This window comes from Pseudoalteromonas sp. B62 (genome assembly GCF_037162565.1).
In the GTDB taxonomy this organism is placed as follows: domain Bacteria; phylum Pseudomonadota; class Gammaproteobacteria; order Enterobacterales; family Alteromonadaceae; genus Pseudoalteromonas; species Pseudoalteromonas fuliginea.
On sequence record NZ_JARLVB010000002.1, the window covers coordinates 3562861 to 3580189 of the forward strand.

Consider the following 17329-nt stretch of genomic DNA (forward strand, 5'->3'; position numbering starts at 1 on the left):
CATAATCGATGCCTTTTGGTATACGGTTCAATGTATAGATGGGAGTCTGGCTGGGTTCGTATTGGGGATGATCAATATCTGAGCCATACAGGGTTGGTTATGCGTAGGTACAAACCACAAACTTGTTATAGCTCGCAGCGAGTGAACACAGCCAAAAACTGGCCTGACATTGACACTAAAGAAAACTAAAAGCATGAGCGCAGCATCAACAGATACATGTGCGATTAATTTATTATAAAAGGAATTTAGATGGTATTTCCATCACTTGAAACTGATCGGCTATTACTCACAGAGCTTCGTGTTGAAGATGAAGCTGAGTTGTTCAATTTATTTTCTAACCCATCTGTAATCGAATACTATGATTTAGATGTTTTTCGTGAACACAATCAAGCTGCTAATTTGATTAACCTTTTTAATAAAAGATACCACGAACAGCAAGGCATCAGATGGGCCATCCGATTAAAACCAACAGGACAATTGATAGGCACTTGCGGGTTTAATTCGTGGAACAGTAAAATGCGTAATGCTGTAATTGGTTACGAGCTACACCCTCAATTTTGGCGATGTGGCTATACTGTGGAAGCAGTCCGCGCAATTGTTGATGCTGGTTTTTCTGGAATATTAGCTTGTGAGAAGTTAAACCGAATTCAGGCTGATACGATACCCGAAAATATCGCATCTGAATCATTATTATTGCGGCTTGGATTTAAAGAAGAAGGACTTCGACGTGAGTGTGGGTTTTGGAAAAATAAATTTCATGACCTCAAGTGCTTCGGCTTACTCCGTTCAGAGTTCAGTCCTATATAAATATGTTTACAATTTTTATTCACAAGACGTTGAGGCTATTTAAGTTATCCCTTAGGCTACGTCCATCAACATGGAGTGTATATGTCAGAATATTTTGCCAAAATTAATTGGGTAAGAGAAAATAATGAAAGTTATATTGATAATAAATATAGCCGTGGGCATAAATGGATTTTCGATGGCGGTCAAACCGTACTAGCTTCATCTTCCCCTCATGTTGTTCCATTACCTTATTCAATTGAAAAAAATGTCGATCCCGAAGAGGCTTTTGTTGCATCACTTTCTAGTTGCCACATGTTATTCTTTTTATCTATTGCCGCCAAAAAAAGTATGTAGTTGACTCATATGTAGACGAGGCTGTTGGTATTATGGAAAAAGATAGTGATGGTAAAATTTCAATGACTAAAGTCACACTTAAACCACATGTTCAGTTTTCAGGCGATAAGAAACCAACAATGGAGCAACTTGAGAAAATGCATCATCAATCCCATGAGCAATGTTTTATAGCTAATTCTGTAAAAACTGAAGTTGTTACGGAAATTTCAGTTTAACTAGTAAGTTTAGATACTACCGACAACTCATGACTCTTTTTAGTCGTTTTAACTGTCGGGTTAATGAGTTTATCCACTGCTATTTTGAGACTATGTACTGGCCTGTAATCACTGAAACATGCATATTTTCGCATTTTATCGTGCTAACTTCGCCTTGAGTAAAAATGCTGTTAAAGTTTACAAAGTAGCCTGTGTAGTATTAACCAGCTTATATACAACACTGATGAGTATTGTACTTACCATACACCCTCTTGCCTGTAAGCAAGATTGTTGTCGGATTATACGATTTATGTGAATTTAAAGACAAAACGCCATAAAATAAAGTTTTATCAATAACAAAAAATCGTAAATTAGCTTATGCTCTGTTTTAAAAGAAAAATAAGATAATTCCTTGGCTTACAGTTAGACTAATACTTATTATTTTGACTACTAAAATTTCGTATTTATAATAAAAATTAATTATGCCAAGCTTTAACTGTGTTTCTTTACGTTGTAAGCAGCATAAAATTTGAGTTTAAAGTTAACAAAACCTCCCCACTTTGAGAGATTAAGCAATGCAAAATGTTAAAAAGCGCAGACGTTTCTGGATGGTTGTAGAAAAACTAGAAGCCTTAATTGATCAAGGTATTTATCCAGTAGGTGGCCGTTTGCCTGCAGAGCGTGAAATGGCAGAAGTTTACGATGTTAGTCGCCCTACTATTCGTGAAGCTATTATTGCGCTGGAAGTTAGAAAGCGCGTTGAAGTAAAAACTGGATCGGGTGTATTTGTTACTAGTAGCAAAAAAACAGCGTCTTTAACTCCCCCAATAAGTGCATTTGAACTAACTCAGGCACGCGCATTAGTCGAATCAGAAGCTGCAGCTCTAGCAGCCTCTAAAATTTCAGATAGTGAGCTACAAGCACTTAAGCAAACACTAATAGACATGGAATTTTCTGACAAAGCTGATGAAGCAGATCAACTTTTCCATGAAATTATCGCACAAGCAACTCGTAATAAAGCGCTAGCACTTACCATTAATAACTTTTGGAAGTTACGACGCTCAGAGCCACAAATATTATTAGCTCACCAAGGTGTTTGTTCGCAAAATATAAATCAGCGTTTGGCTGAGCACACCACTATCTATGATGCAATAGCTGATCGAAACCCATCCGCCGCAAGAAAGGCGATGCATAATCACTTTAATAGATTGATCAATGCATTATTTGAAGCAAGTGAAGCTAAAGCATTGGAAGAAGTAAGACGAAAAACAGATGAAACTCGTGGGCTTTATTCAATTTCTCACTTAACTAAATAACCTGAACTCTGAATAATACTAACTTGCATAAATATTTGAGCAAGTTAACGAATTAAATTGCACTATAACGTCGTTAAAAGTTTTTCATTTAGAACAAAATACAAAAATTTTGCCTAGTTCAGCGTAATTTTTAACGTTAAATAGACCCATATATAAGCAGATTGGTATAATAAATCTCTTAATCAGAGTTCAGCTTAGTTAATACACAAACTCACCTAGCTTTAGAATGATAAAAATAGAAAAAAGGCGGTAAACCGCCTTTTCTATTTTTAACTTTATAGTTTAAAGTTTAAAGCTCATGCCTAAGAATAAACGTGGGCCATAATCATTCACTTCACCTAAATTATCTTCAACAAAGAAGTCTTGTGATTTAGGTGCACTAAATAAGTTAATTGCCTCAGCTTTGATTCTAAAGTGCTCATTGATTTTATACGATGCACGCATTTCCCACACACCTACAGCGTCAACATAGCGTAAACGGGTACCATTACTTGTATAAGGTTGGAAATACTCACTACGGTATTTGTAAATAACCGCAGTATCGAAGTCGCCAATTTGGTAGTAAAGTTGACTACTAAATACATGCTTAGAAAAACCAGGAACTGAACCTGGCTCAACAATACCTTCCGTTAATTGTGTTGTATTACCATCAAGGTCAGTAGTGAATGTATCACCGTATAAGCTATCTTCAAATTCAAAATCAGTGTCAGCGAAGTTATAACCAAACTTTACACCTAAGCCATTATCCCAGCGGTAAGAAAACGAAGCTTCAAGACCGACTATTTCGCTGTCATCGTCTGATGTAACAGAGTTAGTAATAGGCAGAGATATACTTTCGCCATCTATTATAAACTCTTCTAAAATAGTTTGTTTTTCAAAACCGCCTTGGAACTGTTTGTAATATAGACTAAACGCTACAATCGAATCTTCATTCGGATACCATTCCACCGCCGCATCATAGTTCCATGACATTAATGGCTGAGTAGCAGGGTTACCAGAACCGTTTACACCTACTACTAAATCAGAAAGTGAAGTGGCTGCACCATCATCGTTACTGTTCGTTGAAAATTCACGGTTATAGCTCAAATCTGACGGGTCTGCGCGAGACATACCACGGTAAATACCCGCACGCAATAATATATCTTCGCTATAATCTACAACTAAGTTAAAGCTAGGCAAATATTTGGTATAACTAGAGCCGCTTTGAATTTTATCAAGTGTTGTAGAATCTGATACCAATTCAAGAAATCCAGTGTCTGCATCCGTACCAACAGAATAATCTGTTCTGAAGCCAACAGATGTTACTTCAGTATCTACTACACGAAGACCAAAGTTACCACGTATAAATTTACCAAACATCTCTGTATCGTAACTAGCCATTAAATACGCTGAAGTGGTTTTTTCCGTTACATCGACAGTACCAGTATTTTGGTATTCAACGTCAGGATAGGCGAACACACCGTTGTAATCGGCATCAGTTGCTGCAACTGCTTGCGAAAAACAGACGTTGTCGTAGGTTGCCCACGAAGCACCTGTACCTGAACCAATAACGTTACCATCACTATCAACATTGGTTACAATGTTGCCATCAGACACGCTTGATAAAAAGTCTGATTCAGGGAAGTCAATTTGACAGCCTTGCAGAATCTCAAGTGCTGTATCGTCACCTACTGTGTATTCGTTTCTTGAACCATTACCTTGGCTGCCACCGAATTGTATGAAAGAAAGCTCAGATGTTCTGATACCCCCTTCAATTTTAGTGAACATACCACTATCTAATTCATAATCAAAATCCAAACGCGCTGATTTTATTACATTTTCGCGAACATTCTCACGATCTAAACGTGTTCTTAAACTGTCAGTAAAATTAGAAATATCTGTAACATCAAAATCCGTTAATGTGAAATGAGGAATTTCATCGCCCAAATCCCAAGAGAAGAAATTACGATCCGATGTTCTACCGCGGTTTGAAATTTGTAGTTCTTCACGATCTGTTTTTGAATACGCTAAATCAAGATTAACCGTTAATCGGTCAGTTACATTATGTTCAATGTTTAAACCATAACCTTGGTAGTTCTCTTCACGAGAAAATTGCTCACCCGCTGACTCAATGCGCTCCTCGCCTTCCCAATGTAAAATACCACCTACATCGTTAGTAACAAGTGTGGGGCCAGTAATACCTGGTGTTGCGCGTTTTTGTAAAAAATTAAATCGTGGCGAGCTTCTTTTTGTGTCCTGTCTGAAATTTGCGTATCAAAATTAATATCCCACGCATCTGAAGGCTGGTATTGCAATGCAAAAAATACTGCGTCACGCTCATCCGATGTTTCATTTTGACGAAAACTGCGACTACTGCCAGTCCACGCATAAGGCGTACCATCACTTTTTGCTTTGCCGGTTTCAGAATCAATATCTGTATCGTAACCTTGGTTACTACCGCCACTAACTTGATCTTCACAGTCACCTGCGCTGCTACGATAAAAACCTTCATTGGTATTGTTAGGATCGTTTAAACACGCCCATAATGAAGAGCCTGACGGGCTTGAGCTTCTATATTCAGCTTCTGGTTGACTAATATCTTGACGCTGTACACCAAAAGACACACCAACGGCTTGGCCGTTATCAAATTCAAACTGGTCTACATAACTAAACGTACCACGATAACCTAAATCGCTTTGTAATGAGTTTTCTACATTACTTTCATCAGGGTTATAGTTTAATTTAACTTCCCTGATACGCGTTGCTTACCAAAATCAAGAGGGGTTACGGTTTCAAGAGCAATAACACCTGCAACACCACCTTCAATCATAGATGCATCTTGCGTTTTATAGATAGCTACTTTTTTACGAGCTCTGATGGAAACTGTGAAAAGTTAACTGAGCGGTCACCACCGCCATTGGTTGCTTCACGCCCATTGATATGAGTAGCACTTAAAAATGGTCCAAGACCACGAATAGTAATCTCTGTTGCGCCACCATTTTCACGGTGAGATGCAGCACCTGTAATTGATTCCAGCGCTTCACCGATAGACAGTGCAGGTAAATCACCAATGTCTTCTGATGAAAGGCCATCAACTACAGTGGTAGATTCACGTTTAATAGCAATCTGATCTTGTATTGTTTTACGTGTACCTGTAACGCTAATGATTTCAACATCAGGTTCAACTTCAGTAACCTTTTTTCAGCTTCCTGAGCTTGCGCAGTAAGTGCACAAGAACCAGCCATACCAGCAATTACCGCTGTTCTTACCCATTTTGCTATTGGACTTAGTACAAATGGTCCCGCTATCGAATTATTATTTTCTGACTTCAACGACATTAAAATTCTCCGTTGGTTGTTGTAGTGTGTTTTAGTTATGTGTCGCTTGTTATGCTTGTGTAGATAGAATGTGAATCCTGTATTTAATATACTCAACTGAAGTCACTTGATCAACCAATTTAACACTTAAATATTACCAGCGTTAAGACCAATTCTATTTTATAGGCATTACCAAGGGGTAAAATAGGTTGTTGGTACAAGTATTACGAATAAAATATTTGCTTATAAACGCAACATGCGTCTGGGCGTGTCTATCTATTGGGAGTCAATTTACCTGCTGCGCAGGTTTGAGGGGGTATTTGGGAGGAAATAAAAAGCCCCAAAATTGGGGCTAAAAAATTAGTAAGTTTTTAATCAAAACACCGATTAAACGTTTTACTACAAATTAATCGTTTTGTATTTTCCAAGTAGATCCAACACCCACTTCTGAAGTTTGAATATAATAAAGGCCTCTAGCACCAGCCAAAACCTGCGCACCAGTTGGCGATGTTTCTATTAGCGTACTTGTTGCTGTAACATACTCTAGCACTTCTTTATTATTAGTTGCTGGGTCTTGGTCGATAGCTCCATCAGTATCAAATGCACCATTACCGTTTAGTTTTCTGATTTCAACCCAGTCGCCGCTTGCATCACCTGATACTCGACTATCCGTATAACCAAAGTTGTTACTTAATACCGATGAAGTATGATTAATTAAGTCGCAGTCATATTCAAAAGCATGGTCACTACTAAGTGTATATGGGTAAAATAAACCTTGTGTTAATGCACTACTGGCAATTGTATCGCTACTAGATTGATCACCTAAACCGTTTGCAATTAAATTTCCATCAAAGTTGATAACAAACGCATTTTTGGTTAGACCATATAGCACTGGCGCATTCACTGCGGTTAACTCATCACAATCACTTGCTGGTGCTTTAGAGCCGATCTCAGTACTGAACACTATGGGTTGTTGAGAGTTTAATACCGTATTGTTCTTAACGTTAAGTGTAAAGTCACCAGCAGCATTTAGCACTGCTTGATTTCCTGACTTTGGTACGCCGCCATCGTCTTGCGAAAAGGGATTAGCTGTAAACACTATGCCACCCGCTTCTTTATTATCAGAGCGAATGCCTGCAATATAGTTATTACTAACGGTATGCCCAAGTGGTGTAATTAACACACCGCTCGGTCTATCATCTGAGCTAGCAATATCCGTAGTACGAATAATCACATTATCTGTGACACTGTTAAATCCTCCATCTTCTAATGAAATACCGCCATTAGGATTTACAATTGTATTGCCTTTGATAGTTGCACCAGATGTTTGCACTTTGATTAAACGACGCCCTGTTACAAAGTTTTCTATCCTGTTGTATTGAATAGTAAAATTAGCGTTTTCTGCCGCGTCAGCGCCCGTTGTATTACCAGCATTAATTAGGTGTAAGCTTGATTCAGCAAAGTTTGGATTATTACTATCACTGAATAAATTATACTGAATAGTGTGATCAGAGCTTGAAGATGACATTTTAATCACAGAGCCTTCTTCTACCGTATTTCGGTTAGTAAACGTGTTTCGTTCCACTAGTGCGCCTTTACCTTTTAACACTATCCAATTGTATTTAGCGTTATTAAGTGAAGTGTCTTCTCCATCCATAGTATTTTGTGAAAATATAAAGTTATCGCCCTCTGAGTAAATTACAGTTTCTTCTTCGGTTTCACAAAATGCACCCGCTTTAGTGTCTATGTTTTTAAAGGTAAGCCCTGTTAATGCAGCGCCGTCAACGCCGTTGGCAACATGTACACATACTTCCCCGCTAAGTACCGGATTCTGCCCTTCTACAGCGCGCAGTGTTACTGCACTGGTTAATAAAATTGCGTCCATATCAGCATAAACACCGGTGTTTAAGCCAATAACATCGCCATCAGCTAAACCGCCACTTATAGCACCAAGGAGTGCTTCAGGGCTAGTAACTAATTGTGTGTAAACCACTGTGTCAAGTGAGTTTGTAGCGCTACTTGCAAAGCCATCGTTGTCTGTATACGTAGCTGTAACTGACATTATTGAGCCTGCGTAAGCAGAAGGTGTAAATGTTTTACTATTGCTGCCAGCTATTTCAACGCCATCAGCAGACCAAGTATAAGTAACGTTAGCCTCTTCAACACCGTTGTTATCAGTTATCTCAGCGGTTAACTCACCACTTGTTAAATAAGGCACTACTCCCATAATGGCTACGCTACCGGCTTCGTCAACCGCAACAGCAGAAACAGCAATTGTTTCCTCTGATGTATTATCCTCGATAAATCCATTATCATCTGTATAAGCAACTTGCACACTTATTTTTTGACCTAAAAGTGATGCATCAACTGCAAAGGTGCTCTCTATTGCGCCATCTATCTCTTGTGCGTCAGCAAACCATTGATAAGTAATATCTCCTGATGCTCCATCGGTATCATTAATTTCTGCTGTTAATGTGTTTCCAACAGTTGGCGTGCCGCTAATTATCACTTCACCCTCTGAGTTTGTTCGTGCTACAACCTCTGTACTGGCTGAAGTAACAGATTCAGCAAACCCACGATCATCTTCAAAAGATGCACTAACAGTAATAACCGTACCAAATTGTGCGTCTGTCAACGTGAGCGTTGAAAGTACTTCATCTGCAATTTCTACATCATCCGCAAACCATTTATAAGTTACTGTATCGCCATCAAAACCATTTTCGTCAGCTACATTGGCAGTTAGTTGCGAACCAACTAGCGCGTCACCCGTAATGGTTAAGCTTGCAGGGAATGCAATTGCGGCAACATCTGCGGTTGGTTCTGTGATATGTGATTCATTAATGCCATCATCATCGGTATAAAGTGCTTGTGCAGTAATAGATAAGCCGATTTGGTCATCCGTTAATGTAAATGATGAACTTTTAGCCCCTTCAATAGCTTGCCCATCTGCATACCAAAAATATGTAATTTCACCCGATATCCCATCTGGGTCACTAACGGCCGTTGTTAATGTTTGCCCACTTGTTACTGTTCCGGTTAGAGCAATAGAGCCCAAGTTGTTGTCATTATTGTTTGAATCTGTGTCACAACCAACTATTGCTATCGCAATAGCGCATAGTGCAAAGTGTTTTAATTTCATGGTGGCTCTATTCTCCAAATTTATAGTTTTAATATTTGGCTATCTATTGTGTGTGTTACCAAATAAATCGTCCGCTTATTACCAAATTCATCTAAATTGCAAATGAATTGTTAACCAACTTGGTAATATAACCATAATAAAATAACTTTTTCCACTATACCCACCGAATTAAATAACAATAAATGAACATACAGTTAACCCTACGCTGTTATTTCTAGTCAAAATTGAATTCAATCGTGCATAATTACTAGGAAAATACATAACCTTAGAGTAAAAAATTGGTTTTACTCGGGATTAAGTAAATAAGATTTATTTAATATGTGAAGTATTCTTACTTGAAGACTATAAAAAATTAAGAAATGCAGTGAATTTGCATAGAAAGGATTATTTACAAAGAAAATGAAAAATAAGGGTAAAAAAAGGCAATTTTCTTGCCCCTTTTTTGTTGAGTGCTGTTTTATAACATAGCGCTATTATAAAATTCCACAGGTTCATTCGAGCCTAAAGCAACAGGCACACGTTGATGCAAGCTAGTTGGCGCAATATCTAAAATTCGCGCTCCTCTAGAGGTTGCTTTGCCACCTGCGTTTTCAACTAAAAGTGCTAACGGATTTGCTTCATAAAGCAGTCTTATTTTTCCGTTATCGTTACCGATACGTTTATCCTGTGGATACAAAAATAAACCGCCTCGGCATAAAATACGATGAACGTCGCCGACCATCGCTGCATTCCAACGGATTGAGCTTTTTTCGAAGTTTTCACAGGTGTATAGCAATTTATCAAAATACACTTGTGTTGGTTCGTCCCAGTAACGGTAGTTAGCCATATTAACGGCAAATTCACGACTTTGCTCTGGCACACTTAACAGCTTATTTGTCAGTAAGTAACCGCCGTGTGTTGAGTCTAATGTATAACAACGTGTTGGCCCGCCAGTGCTCATTACAAGTAATGATGAAGGGCCGTATAACACATAACCTGCACATACTTGATTTATACCAGGCTGACTAAATTGCTCGTCGCTGTCAAAAGGAACATCATCACGGGCTAAGTAAATAGTAAATATAGTGCCTATTTGCCCATTAACATCAATATTAGAAGAGCCATCTAGCGGGTCAAAAGCAACAATAAATTGACCTTCAGGATGGCCACCTACCGCATGATCTTCTTCCTCTGATGCAACTGCTCGTACGCTGCTATCGTCAAGTAGGATGTCTTTAAGTAGTTGATTTGCGATTACATCAAGCTTTTTTGAACTTCACCTTGAACGTTTTCATTCAATGTTGAACCTAAAACACCGGCTAATTCACCTTGGCTTACTCGAAAAGCTATCTCTTTACTGGTCGCTAAAATTGTGCGAATAAGTAAAATAAGGTCGGTATTTACACCGTCTTCTTTCAATACTGTATTTAATCTTTTCATACGCTATACCTATTTACACAATTTAGATCGTCAAAGCATTGCTCTAGCCTTGCAACCATACTTTGCTCTGAATGACGCAGCCATACGCGAGGGTCGTAATATTTTTTGTTTGGCTTATCATCCCCGTCAGGGTTACCAATTTGCCCTTGTAGGTATGCTTGCTTGTCTTTGTAGTAATCTAAAATACCTGTCCAACACGCCCACTGCGTATCGGTATCAATATTCATCTTCACTACGCCATAGGTTAAAGACTCTGCAATTTTACTGTACTCAGAACCACTACCACCATGAAATACAAAGTTAATTGAGTTGCTTGGTAGATTAAATTTTTCTGATACGTAAGCTTGTGAATCTTTTAAAATAGTTGGCGTAAGAACAACGTTACCCGGTTTATATACACCATGAACATTGCCAAAAGATGCCGCAATTATAAAGTTAGGGCTAATACGACTTAAACGCTCGTAAGCAAATGCAACATCTTCAGGTTGAGTATATAAAGCAGAACTATCTAGATGTGAATTATCAACACCGTCTTCTTCGCCGCCCGTACAGCCAAGCTCTATTTCAAGCGTCATACCAATTTTTGCCATACGCGTTAAATAACGTTCACAAATTTCAATATTTTCTTCTAAAGACTCTTCTGACAGATCAATCATATGTGAGCTAAACAGTGGTTTACCAGTTAACTCAAAATGTCTTTCACCTTCATCAAGCAAGCCATCAATCCATGGTAAAAGCTTTTTAGCAGCATGATCAGTATGAAGCATCACAGCCACCTCATAATGCGCAGCAACAGAGTGTACGTATCTTGCGGCACTTACCGCCCCAAGCACCGCTGATTGTTGCTCTGGTAAAGATAAGCTTTTACCACAAAAAAATTGAGCTCCACCATTAGAAAGCTGAATAATAACGGGCGAGTTTTTCTTTTTAGCAGCTTCTAGCGTCGCATTTATAGATGTTGTACTAACAACATTTACCGCTGGCAAAGCATATTGATTAGTACGCGCATGCTCATACACAGCACTTACTTCATCGCCAACGATTACGCCTGGCAGTATTGTTGGGGCTAAATAATTCATTTATGCAATCCTTTCTATTTTAAAGCCTGTATACAAGAATCGGTAATTGCTTGCCAGTTTTCTTGCTCAACCCATTCTTTCTTCGCTATCCAAGTACCGCCAACGGCGAATACATTATTTAAAGAAAGATAGTCCATTTTGTTACTTTCGCTAACACCGCCTGTAGGGCAAAAGCTGACTGCTCTAAATACTGACGATACAGCTGATACAAAAGGTGCTCCACCGGCTAGCGATGCTGGGAATAATTTTTGCTCTTCAAAGCCATATTCAAGCGCCATTAAAATATCACCTGTGTTTGATACACCAGGAAGTACCGGTACATTACATTTAGCAAGTGCGGCAAGTAATACAGGAGACACAGCTGGCGTTACAATAAAGTCAGAACCCGCTTCAAGTGCTTGCTCCAAAATATCAGTATTGATGACCGTTCCCGCACCTACTTTTAGCTCAGGCACTTGTGCCTTAATAGCTTTTAATGCTTCTAAAGAAGCATCTGTTCTTAGCACTACTTCAACTAAAGTAAGGCCGGCCTTAGCCATAGCTTTCGCTATTTGAACACCTTGCTCTGGCGTATCAGCTTGAATTATAGGTAGCAGTGTTTGTCCTGACATAAGTTCAGAAAAGCGAGTCATAACGTTGTTCCTTTATAAAAAAGTAATGCGGCCGAGGTATGGCGGCCGTTAATGTTTAATTATTTTGTTATACCAATTGCATTAAATTAATGAGCTATTATAGCGACAAGAAAATAGCTCAATAACAAGGCTAAAATTATGATACATAGTTGTTCTATATAAATAATTTTTAACATAGTTAGTGAGTTATTTAATACGCTAAGGTGATCATGTTTTTAATAAAATTGGTATCAGATCCCAGCTTTAACCATTGCTAGCTGAAATATATCTTTTGGAGCAATAGCGCCTGGCTGTTGTATAACAGCACCTGCTGCTTTTGCAGCAAGTTGTACAGCACTTGAAATGGATTTATCAGATAAACGAGCACCTAAATAAACACCGTTAAAAGCATCGCCTGCTGATGTAGTATCTACAACGTTTGTTACCGGTACAATAGTGTGGCTTTGAAGCGTATCGCCCTCTTTTGTCACTACCGATTCAGGGCCATTTTTAACAACAATTTCTTCAATTTGATAAGGTTTTAAATATTCAACAACCGCTTCTACGCTATGTACATCATAAAGTGTTGTTAAATCTTCAACGCCAGGTAGGGTAATATCTGCAAGCGTAAAGGCTAAATGATATTGCTCTTTAGTTTCCTCCACACTATTCCACAAACGTGCTCGGTAGTTAGGATCAAAAACTACTTTAACCCCAGCATCTTTAAGCTGCTTTACAACTTTCCAAAATTGCTCGCGTGCACTTTCTTCAATTATTGCTAATGAAATTCCTGAAAAGAAAAACATATCACCTTGGCTAAGCTGCTCGAGTGCATCAGCATCTAAAAAATCAACAACCTTTTTAGCTGCAGAATCATTACGCCAATAAATAAAGCTACGCTCACCATGCTCATCAGTTTCTATGTAGTACATGCCGGGTACCTTGGTATCGTGAGCAAATACAAGTTGCGTATTTATTTGTTCACTCTCAAAGCGTTCTAGCATTTTTTTACTTAAATTATCTTGACCTAAAGCCGTAACAACCGAAGTAGTAACCTGCGGGAAGCAACGTTTTAAATATACTGCAGAATTATAAACATCGCCTGCAAATGATTGGTGTAGTGTTGCCGCGCTCATAGCCCTAAGCTCGACCATGCATTCACCGATAAAGTAAATATTTTTCATCTTGGAAGTTACCCTATGTAGTTAACTGCTATGCACTTATACAAAATATGTTGGCACAGCAGTTATTATCTAGATTATTGAGGCTTTTTAAGAGGTTCTATTTTTGGAATTAAAATCCAAACAGCTGCCATTGCTATAATGGCTAAAGAAGCACCAATAACAAATGCTGGTGTATAGTTACCATCAGCAGTAAGAATAGGCACAAGCGATGTAAGGCCTACAGCACCAAGTTTTGCCGCCATACCAGAGAAACCTGATAATGTACCCACGGCTTTTTTGCCTAACAAATCACTTGGTAGTGTTTGCACGTTACCAATTGCAGTTTGAAAACCAAATAATATAACAGCCATAATTAGTACCGCTGTCGTTGGCCCGCCTGGATTTGCCATTGCAAGTAACGCAGGCAGCATAATTAAACAACCTAGCGTAATCGTAAGCTTACGTGTTTTATCTGTATTCCATCCGGCTTTAAGTCGATTTTGTGCCAGTAAGCCACCAAACCATGCACCAAACATAGCGCCAACATAAGGAACCCAACCGTATATACCAATAGACTTAACATCCATGCCATACACTTCGTTCAAGTAAATAGGTATCCAAAAACAAATAACCACCAAATAGGGTCAATCGCAGCAGAGGCAATAATTACACCCCAGCTTTGCTTACGAGAAAGTAGCTCAGCCGTTGAAGGATTATATTCTTCTTCGTCTTCGCCTGTTACATCGCCATTATCATCAACACGTCTTTGACCTGTTAAGATATATTCACGTTCTTCGGCAGTAAGCCAAGGGTGAGAGCTAGGCGGCGCTTTAACTAAAATTAACCATGGCACTAACCAAAGAAAACCTAATACACCAACAAAAACAAACACCATTTGCCAGCTAAAGTAGATAGTTAAATAAGCAATTAAAGGAATAGCAATAATGCCACCAATTGCGGCGCCAGAGTTAAAAATACCCTGTGCTAAAGCACGTTCTTTAGTAGGGAACCATTCTGCGTTACCTTTAGCTGCACCAGGCCAGTTACCGGCTTCTGCTACACCTAAGATTGCGCGAAAAATACTAAGACTAAGTACACCTTGTGCAAATGCATGCGCAACGGTTGCAATAGACCAAACACCTATCGATAAAACAAAACCGAAGCGTGTGCCCACCCAGTCAAATATTTTACCAAAGATTGCCTGACCAAATGCATAAGCAAATACAAACACAATAGAAATATTAGCGTATATTTGTTTGCGTTCTAATGCTGATTCATCAGGGAATAAATCTTCAACAATGTCCGGCCAAAGCACACTAAGTGCTTGGCGGTCGATATAGTTAATAATGGTAGCTAGCGCTATTAGCGCTATAACCCACCAACGTAAGCCTTTAAGTTGCATAATTAATCCTCAAGAAAGTCTTCACGCGCTGGGCTAAAAGTATCAATCAGGATTCCGCCTGTTGGGCAGGTAGCTCCATGATCAGCAAATGGTGGGATTAAGCAGCTATCACCCGGTTTTAAGATTTTAGTTACGCCATCAATGTTAAAGTGAAACTCACCTTCAACAACATACGTTACTTGAGAATGTCTGTGAGCATGGTTATAACCAATAGCCCCTTTCTCAAACCAAATTTTAACAGCCATTAGCTCTTCGTTATAACCTAGCATTTGACGTTTTAGACCATTTCCTAAGTCTTCTATTTCGGTCTCGTTACCAAATGAAAAGTTTGCGCTTTGCTTTTGCATCCTATTTACTCCTGATTATTGTTCATCATATAAACGCCTAATCGGCCATTTAAAGTGAACTCTTTATTTTGATAATTGAATGTGTTTTTAGCTGATGTTTGTGCTTTATTAATAGCCACTAAATATGAGTTGCCTTTAATATCAAGTTCAACAAGTGTTAAATCGCCCTGCTGACTATATTCAAGCTTTGTAACTCGACTAACAGCTTCTAGGGTATATTCTTTACTTGGGTTGTACTCACCATGTGGCTCTAATACAGATATAAACTTATGTTGCTTTTGACCCTCAACACGACGAATAAAACCATTTTCGTTGCGTAAATTAAAGTGAGGGTCATTTGCGCCTATTTGAGTAAATAAGAAAGACTCATCACCTTTAACCAAGCTCGTTTGCGTATAAAAACGACCATTTTCGTTTAGCCACGTTACTTTAGCTAAACCATTTTGAGGTTGCGCTTGAGCTTTAAGCCATAAATGTTGGTAGCCATTTTTAGTACCTAGCGCAGACAGCTGTGCTGCATTTGCTTTTAACTCAAAGCTGGTATCGATAAGCTGACCTTTATAATGCAAAGGCAGGTCAAGCTGATGCGCTTTATTTGCAACAACATCAAATATATCAAGTGCAACTGTGCTTTGTAGTTCAGGTAAGTTAATAAGTGCAAGCGTTCGCTCAAGATCAACGCCTTTATAAGCTGTGCTTATTTCGCCACTTGAAACCGTGCCATATTCATTTGTTTCAAAGAAGTTAAGCGTTGGGTAGTTATTATTACCTACTTCAACATTTGCATTAAAATGTGTTGTTTCATCAACCACTACCGTATTGTGCGCAACAGTGTGTTTAGCGTAAGTTTCGTTTTCTGGTAAGTAACGACCGCCGTATTTAGCTTCTACATTTAAAAAACGTGCTGCGCCATAATCAGATACAATTTCATTACCGTGGTCGTAAAACTGCCATGTTAGTTTATCAAAATGACCATGGCCCAAACCTTGTGCAGCAGGTTTAAATAGTAGAGCTTGATCGCCACCTACCTGTGTTCTCATTACAACTAGAGCACCTTGTTTACCGTCATTACCATCGCCGAAAGCAACTGATTTAAACGAATAAGGTTTTGCCATGTTGTTATCAAGTGCTTGAGCTACTTTTAGTCCATCACCAGAGAGGATTATTTGGTCTTGTTGCTTAGCTATATCTAAATAACCTGCATCGTTGGTTAAACCGTACGCCGCAGTTACACCATTTACTAACTCAATGGTATCGATACCTTTACTTTTTATTGCATCGTTAATTGGGAAGAACAAACCGTTGTAGCTAAGTTGAATCGTCGTATCAATCGCTTTTAATAATATGCCATCGCGATATTCAAAGATTTTTCGTTGCGGTTCGTTGTTTTCAATCGCTTTAGCAAACGTTACAAATGGTAATAGTGCAAAGCGTTGATAGTAAGGACCTTCGTTATAGTAACCTTGTGGTGAAAACAGCATCTCTAGCTGCTTAATAAAGCCACCTTTACCCGATTTTTCTAAATCGTATAATGATTTTTCTACCCACTCAGGTTCACCTAATACATACCCTGCCATGCCAACACCCGCTGTTGCCCATGTTCCATGGTTATGTACTTTATTAAATGTAGAGGGTTGGCCTACTGATGTGAACAACGAAACAGGACGTAGTAAGTCATTTTCAATTTTTTTAATGTTATCGGCATTTAACGAGTCATGAATTAGATCATATGCTTGTATTGTGTACACAAGCCACATTGCTTCATTTAGGCTTTGCCAAAAAACTTACCTGGATTTTGCGAATCCATTTTACGTTTTGGATGCAGACCAAGCGTTGGGTATAATTTTGCATACTCAAGCAACATATCACGTACATAATTTGCGTATTTATCATCTTGGCTTAATTGATAAATAATGCCCGCATTGTACATAAGTTGGTAATTTTTCTTATGACGCTCATGTGTATAACCACCACCGCCGTCTTTTGGAACTGGCACAGTGATAGGCTGTGCAATTTGCTCATCAACTTGTGCTTTTAGCGATTCAAACGCGTTAGCAAACTTTGTGCTACTGTTGCTACTAATTGCTTGGCGCATTTGCTTAACATCATCAGTAGTAATTACTAAGTTTGGGTGCGCTGCATGCGCACCCAATGATGTAAGTAATGTAAGTGCAGCTACAGCAGCTATTTTAAAACCTGTTTGGCATTTTAATAAGTGCATAG

Annotated in this window: 7 protein-coding genes and 5 pseudogenes; 3 read left to right on the plus strand and 9 right to left on the minus strand. The window is 38.7% G+C overall.

Annotated elements, in window-relative coordinates; all coding sequences use genetic code 11:
* Positions 1-249 precede the first annotated feature (249 nt).
* The 3 genes and pseudogenes from P4S71_RS20565 to P4S71_RS20575 all read left to right on the plus strand — a co-directional run bounded on the left by P4S71_RS20565 (position 250) and on the right by P4S71_RS20575 (position 2650).
* Entirely contained in the window at positions 250-807 is a 558-nt protein-coding gene (locus tag P4S71_RS20565) for a GNAT family N-acetyltransferase (RefSeq protein ID WP_337151412.1), read from the plus strand.
* Positions 808-888: 81 nt separating this feature from the next.
* A pseudogene (locus tag P4S71_RS20570) lies at positions 889-1355 on the plus strand (OsmC family protein).
* A 554-nt stretch (positions 1356-1909) separates the two neighbouring features.
* On the plus strand, positions 1910-2650 hold the full coding sequence (locus P4S71_RS20575; protein ID WP_008137413.1) for a FadR/GntR family transcriptional regulator: 741 nt from the start codon (positions 1910-1912) through the stop codon (positions 2648-2650).
* A gap of 282 nt (positions 2651-2932) precedes the next feature.
* Here the strand turns inward: P4S71_RS20575 and P4S71_RS20580 are convergent.
* From P4S71_RS20580 to P4S71_RS20620, 9 genes and pseudogenes are all read right to left on the minus strand, one after another.
* Positions 2933-5967 (minus strand): annotated as a pseudogene (locus tag P4S71_RS20580) (TonB-dependent receptor).
* Between the two features lie 385 nt (positions 5968-6352).
* Positions 6353-9085, minus strand: coding sequence for a poly(beta-D-mannuronate) lyase (locus tag P4S71_RS20585; protein ID WP_337151414.1), 2733 nt, complete (start codon positions 9083-9085; stop codon positions 6353-6355).
* Between the two features lie 457 nt (positions 9086-9542).
* A pseudogene (locus P4S71_RS20590) lies at positions 9543-10504 on the minus strand (class 1 fructose-bisphosphatase).
* Positions 10501-11583 carry a class II fructose-bisphosphate aldolase gene (gene fbaA, locus P4S71_RS20595; protein WP_337151415.1) on the minus strand — a complete coding sequence of 361 codons (1083 nt, stop codon included), beginning with the start codon at positions 11581-11583 and terminating at the stop codon, positions 10501-10503. Before fbaA ends, P4S71_RS20590 begins: the two are co-directional and overlap by 4 nt.
* A 14-nt stretch (positions 11584-11597) precedes the next feature.
* Positions 11598-12215 carry a bifunctional 4-hydroxy-2-oxoglutarate aldolase/2-dehydro-3-deoxy-phosphogluconate aldolase gene (eda, locus tag P4S71_RS20600; RefSeq protein ID WP_337151416.1) on the minus strand — a complete coding sequence of 206 codons (618 nt, stop codon included), beginning with the start codon at positions 12213-12215 and terminating at the stop codon, positions 11598-11600.
* A gap of 230 nt (positions 12216-12445) precedes the next feature.
* Positions 12446-13378: a sugar kinase gene (locus P4S71_RS20605; RefSeq protein ID WP_337151417.1), complete on the minus strand. Its 933-nt coding sequence runs from the start codon at positions 13376-13378 to the stop codon at positions 12446-12448.
* Positions 13379-13452: 74 nt separating this feature from the next.
* A pseudogene (locus tag P4S71_RS20610) lies at positions 13453-14759 on the minus strand (MFS transporter).
* Positions 14760-14761: 2 nt separating this feature from the next.
* A complete protein-coding gene (locus P4S71_RS20615) occupies positions 14762-15106 on the minus strand; it encodes a cupin domain-containing protein (RefSeq protein ID WP_002962963.1) in 345 nt (114 codons plus the stop codon).
* Between the two features lie 5 nt (positions 15107-15111).
* Positions 15112-17327 (minus strand): annotated as a pseudogene (locus P4S71_RS20620) (heparinase II/III domain-containing protein).
* Positions 17328-17329 lie beyond the last annotated feature (2 nt).

Excerpts from the sequence above, each read along its gene's own strand:
- fbaA (WP_337151415.1), bottom strand. The coding sequence starts at position 11,583 with ATGAATTATTTAGCCCCAACAATACTGCCAGGCGTAATCGTTGGCGAT.
- P4S71_RS20565 (WP_337151412.1), top strand. The coding sequence starts at position 250 with ATGGTATTTCCATCACTTGAAACTGATCGGCTATTACTCACAGAGCTT.
- P4S71_RS20585 (WP_337151414.1), bottom strand. The coding sequence starts at position 9,085 with ATGAAATTAAAACACTTTGCACTATGCGCTATTGCGATAGCAATAGTT.
- P4S71_RS20615 (WP_002962963.1), bottom strand. The coding sequence starts at position 15,106 with ATGCAAAAGCAAAGCGCAAACTTTTCATTTGGTAACGAGACCGAAATA.
- P4S71_RS20575 (WP_008137413.1), top strand. The coding sequence starts at position 1,910 with ATGCAAAATGTTAAAAAGCGCAGACGTTTCTGGATGGTTGTAGAAAAA.
- eda (WP_337151416.1), bottom strand. The coding sequence starts at position 12,215 with ATGACTCGCTTTTCTGAACTTATGTCAGGACAAACACTGCTACCTATA.
- P4S71_RS20605 (WP_337151417.1), bottom strand. The coding sequence starts at position 13,378 with ATGAAAAATATTTACTTTATCGGTGAATGCATGGTCGAGCTTAGGGCT.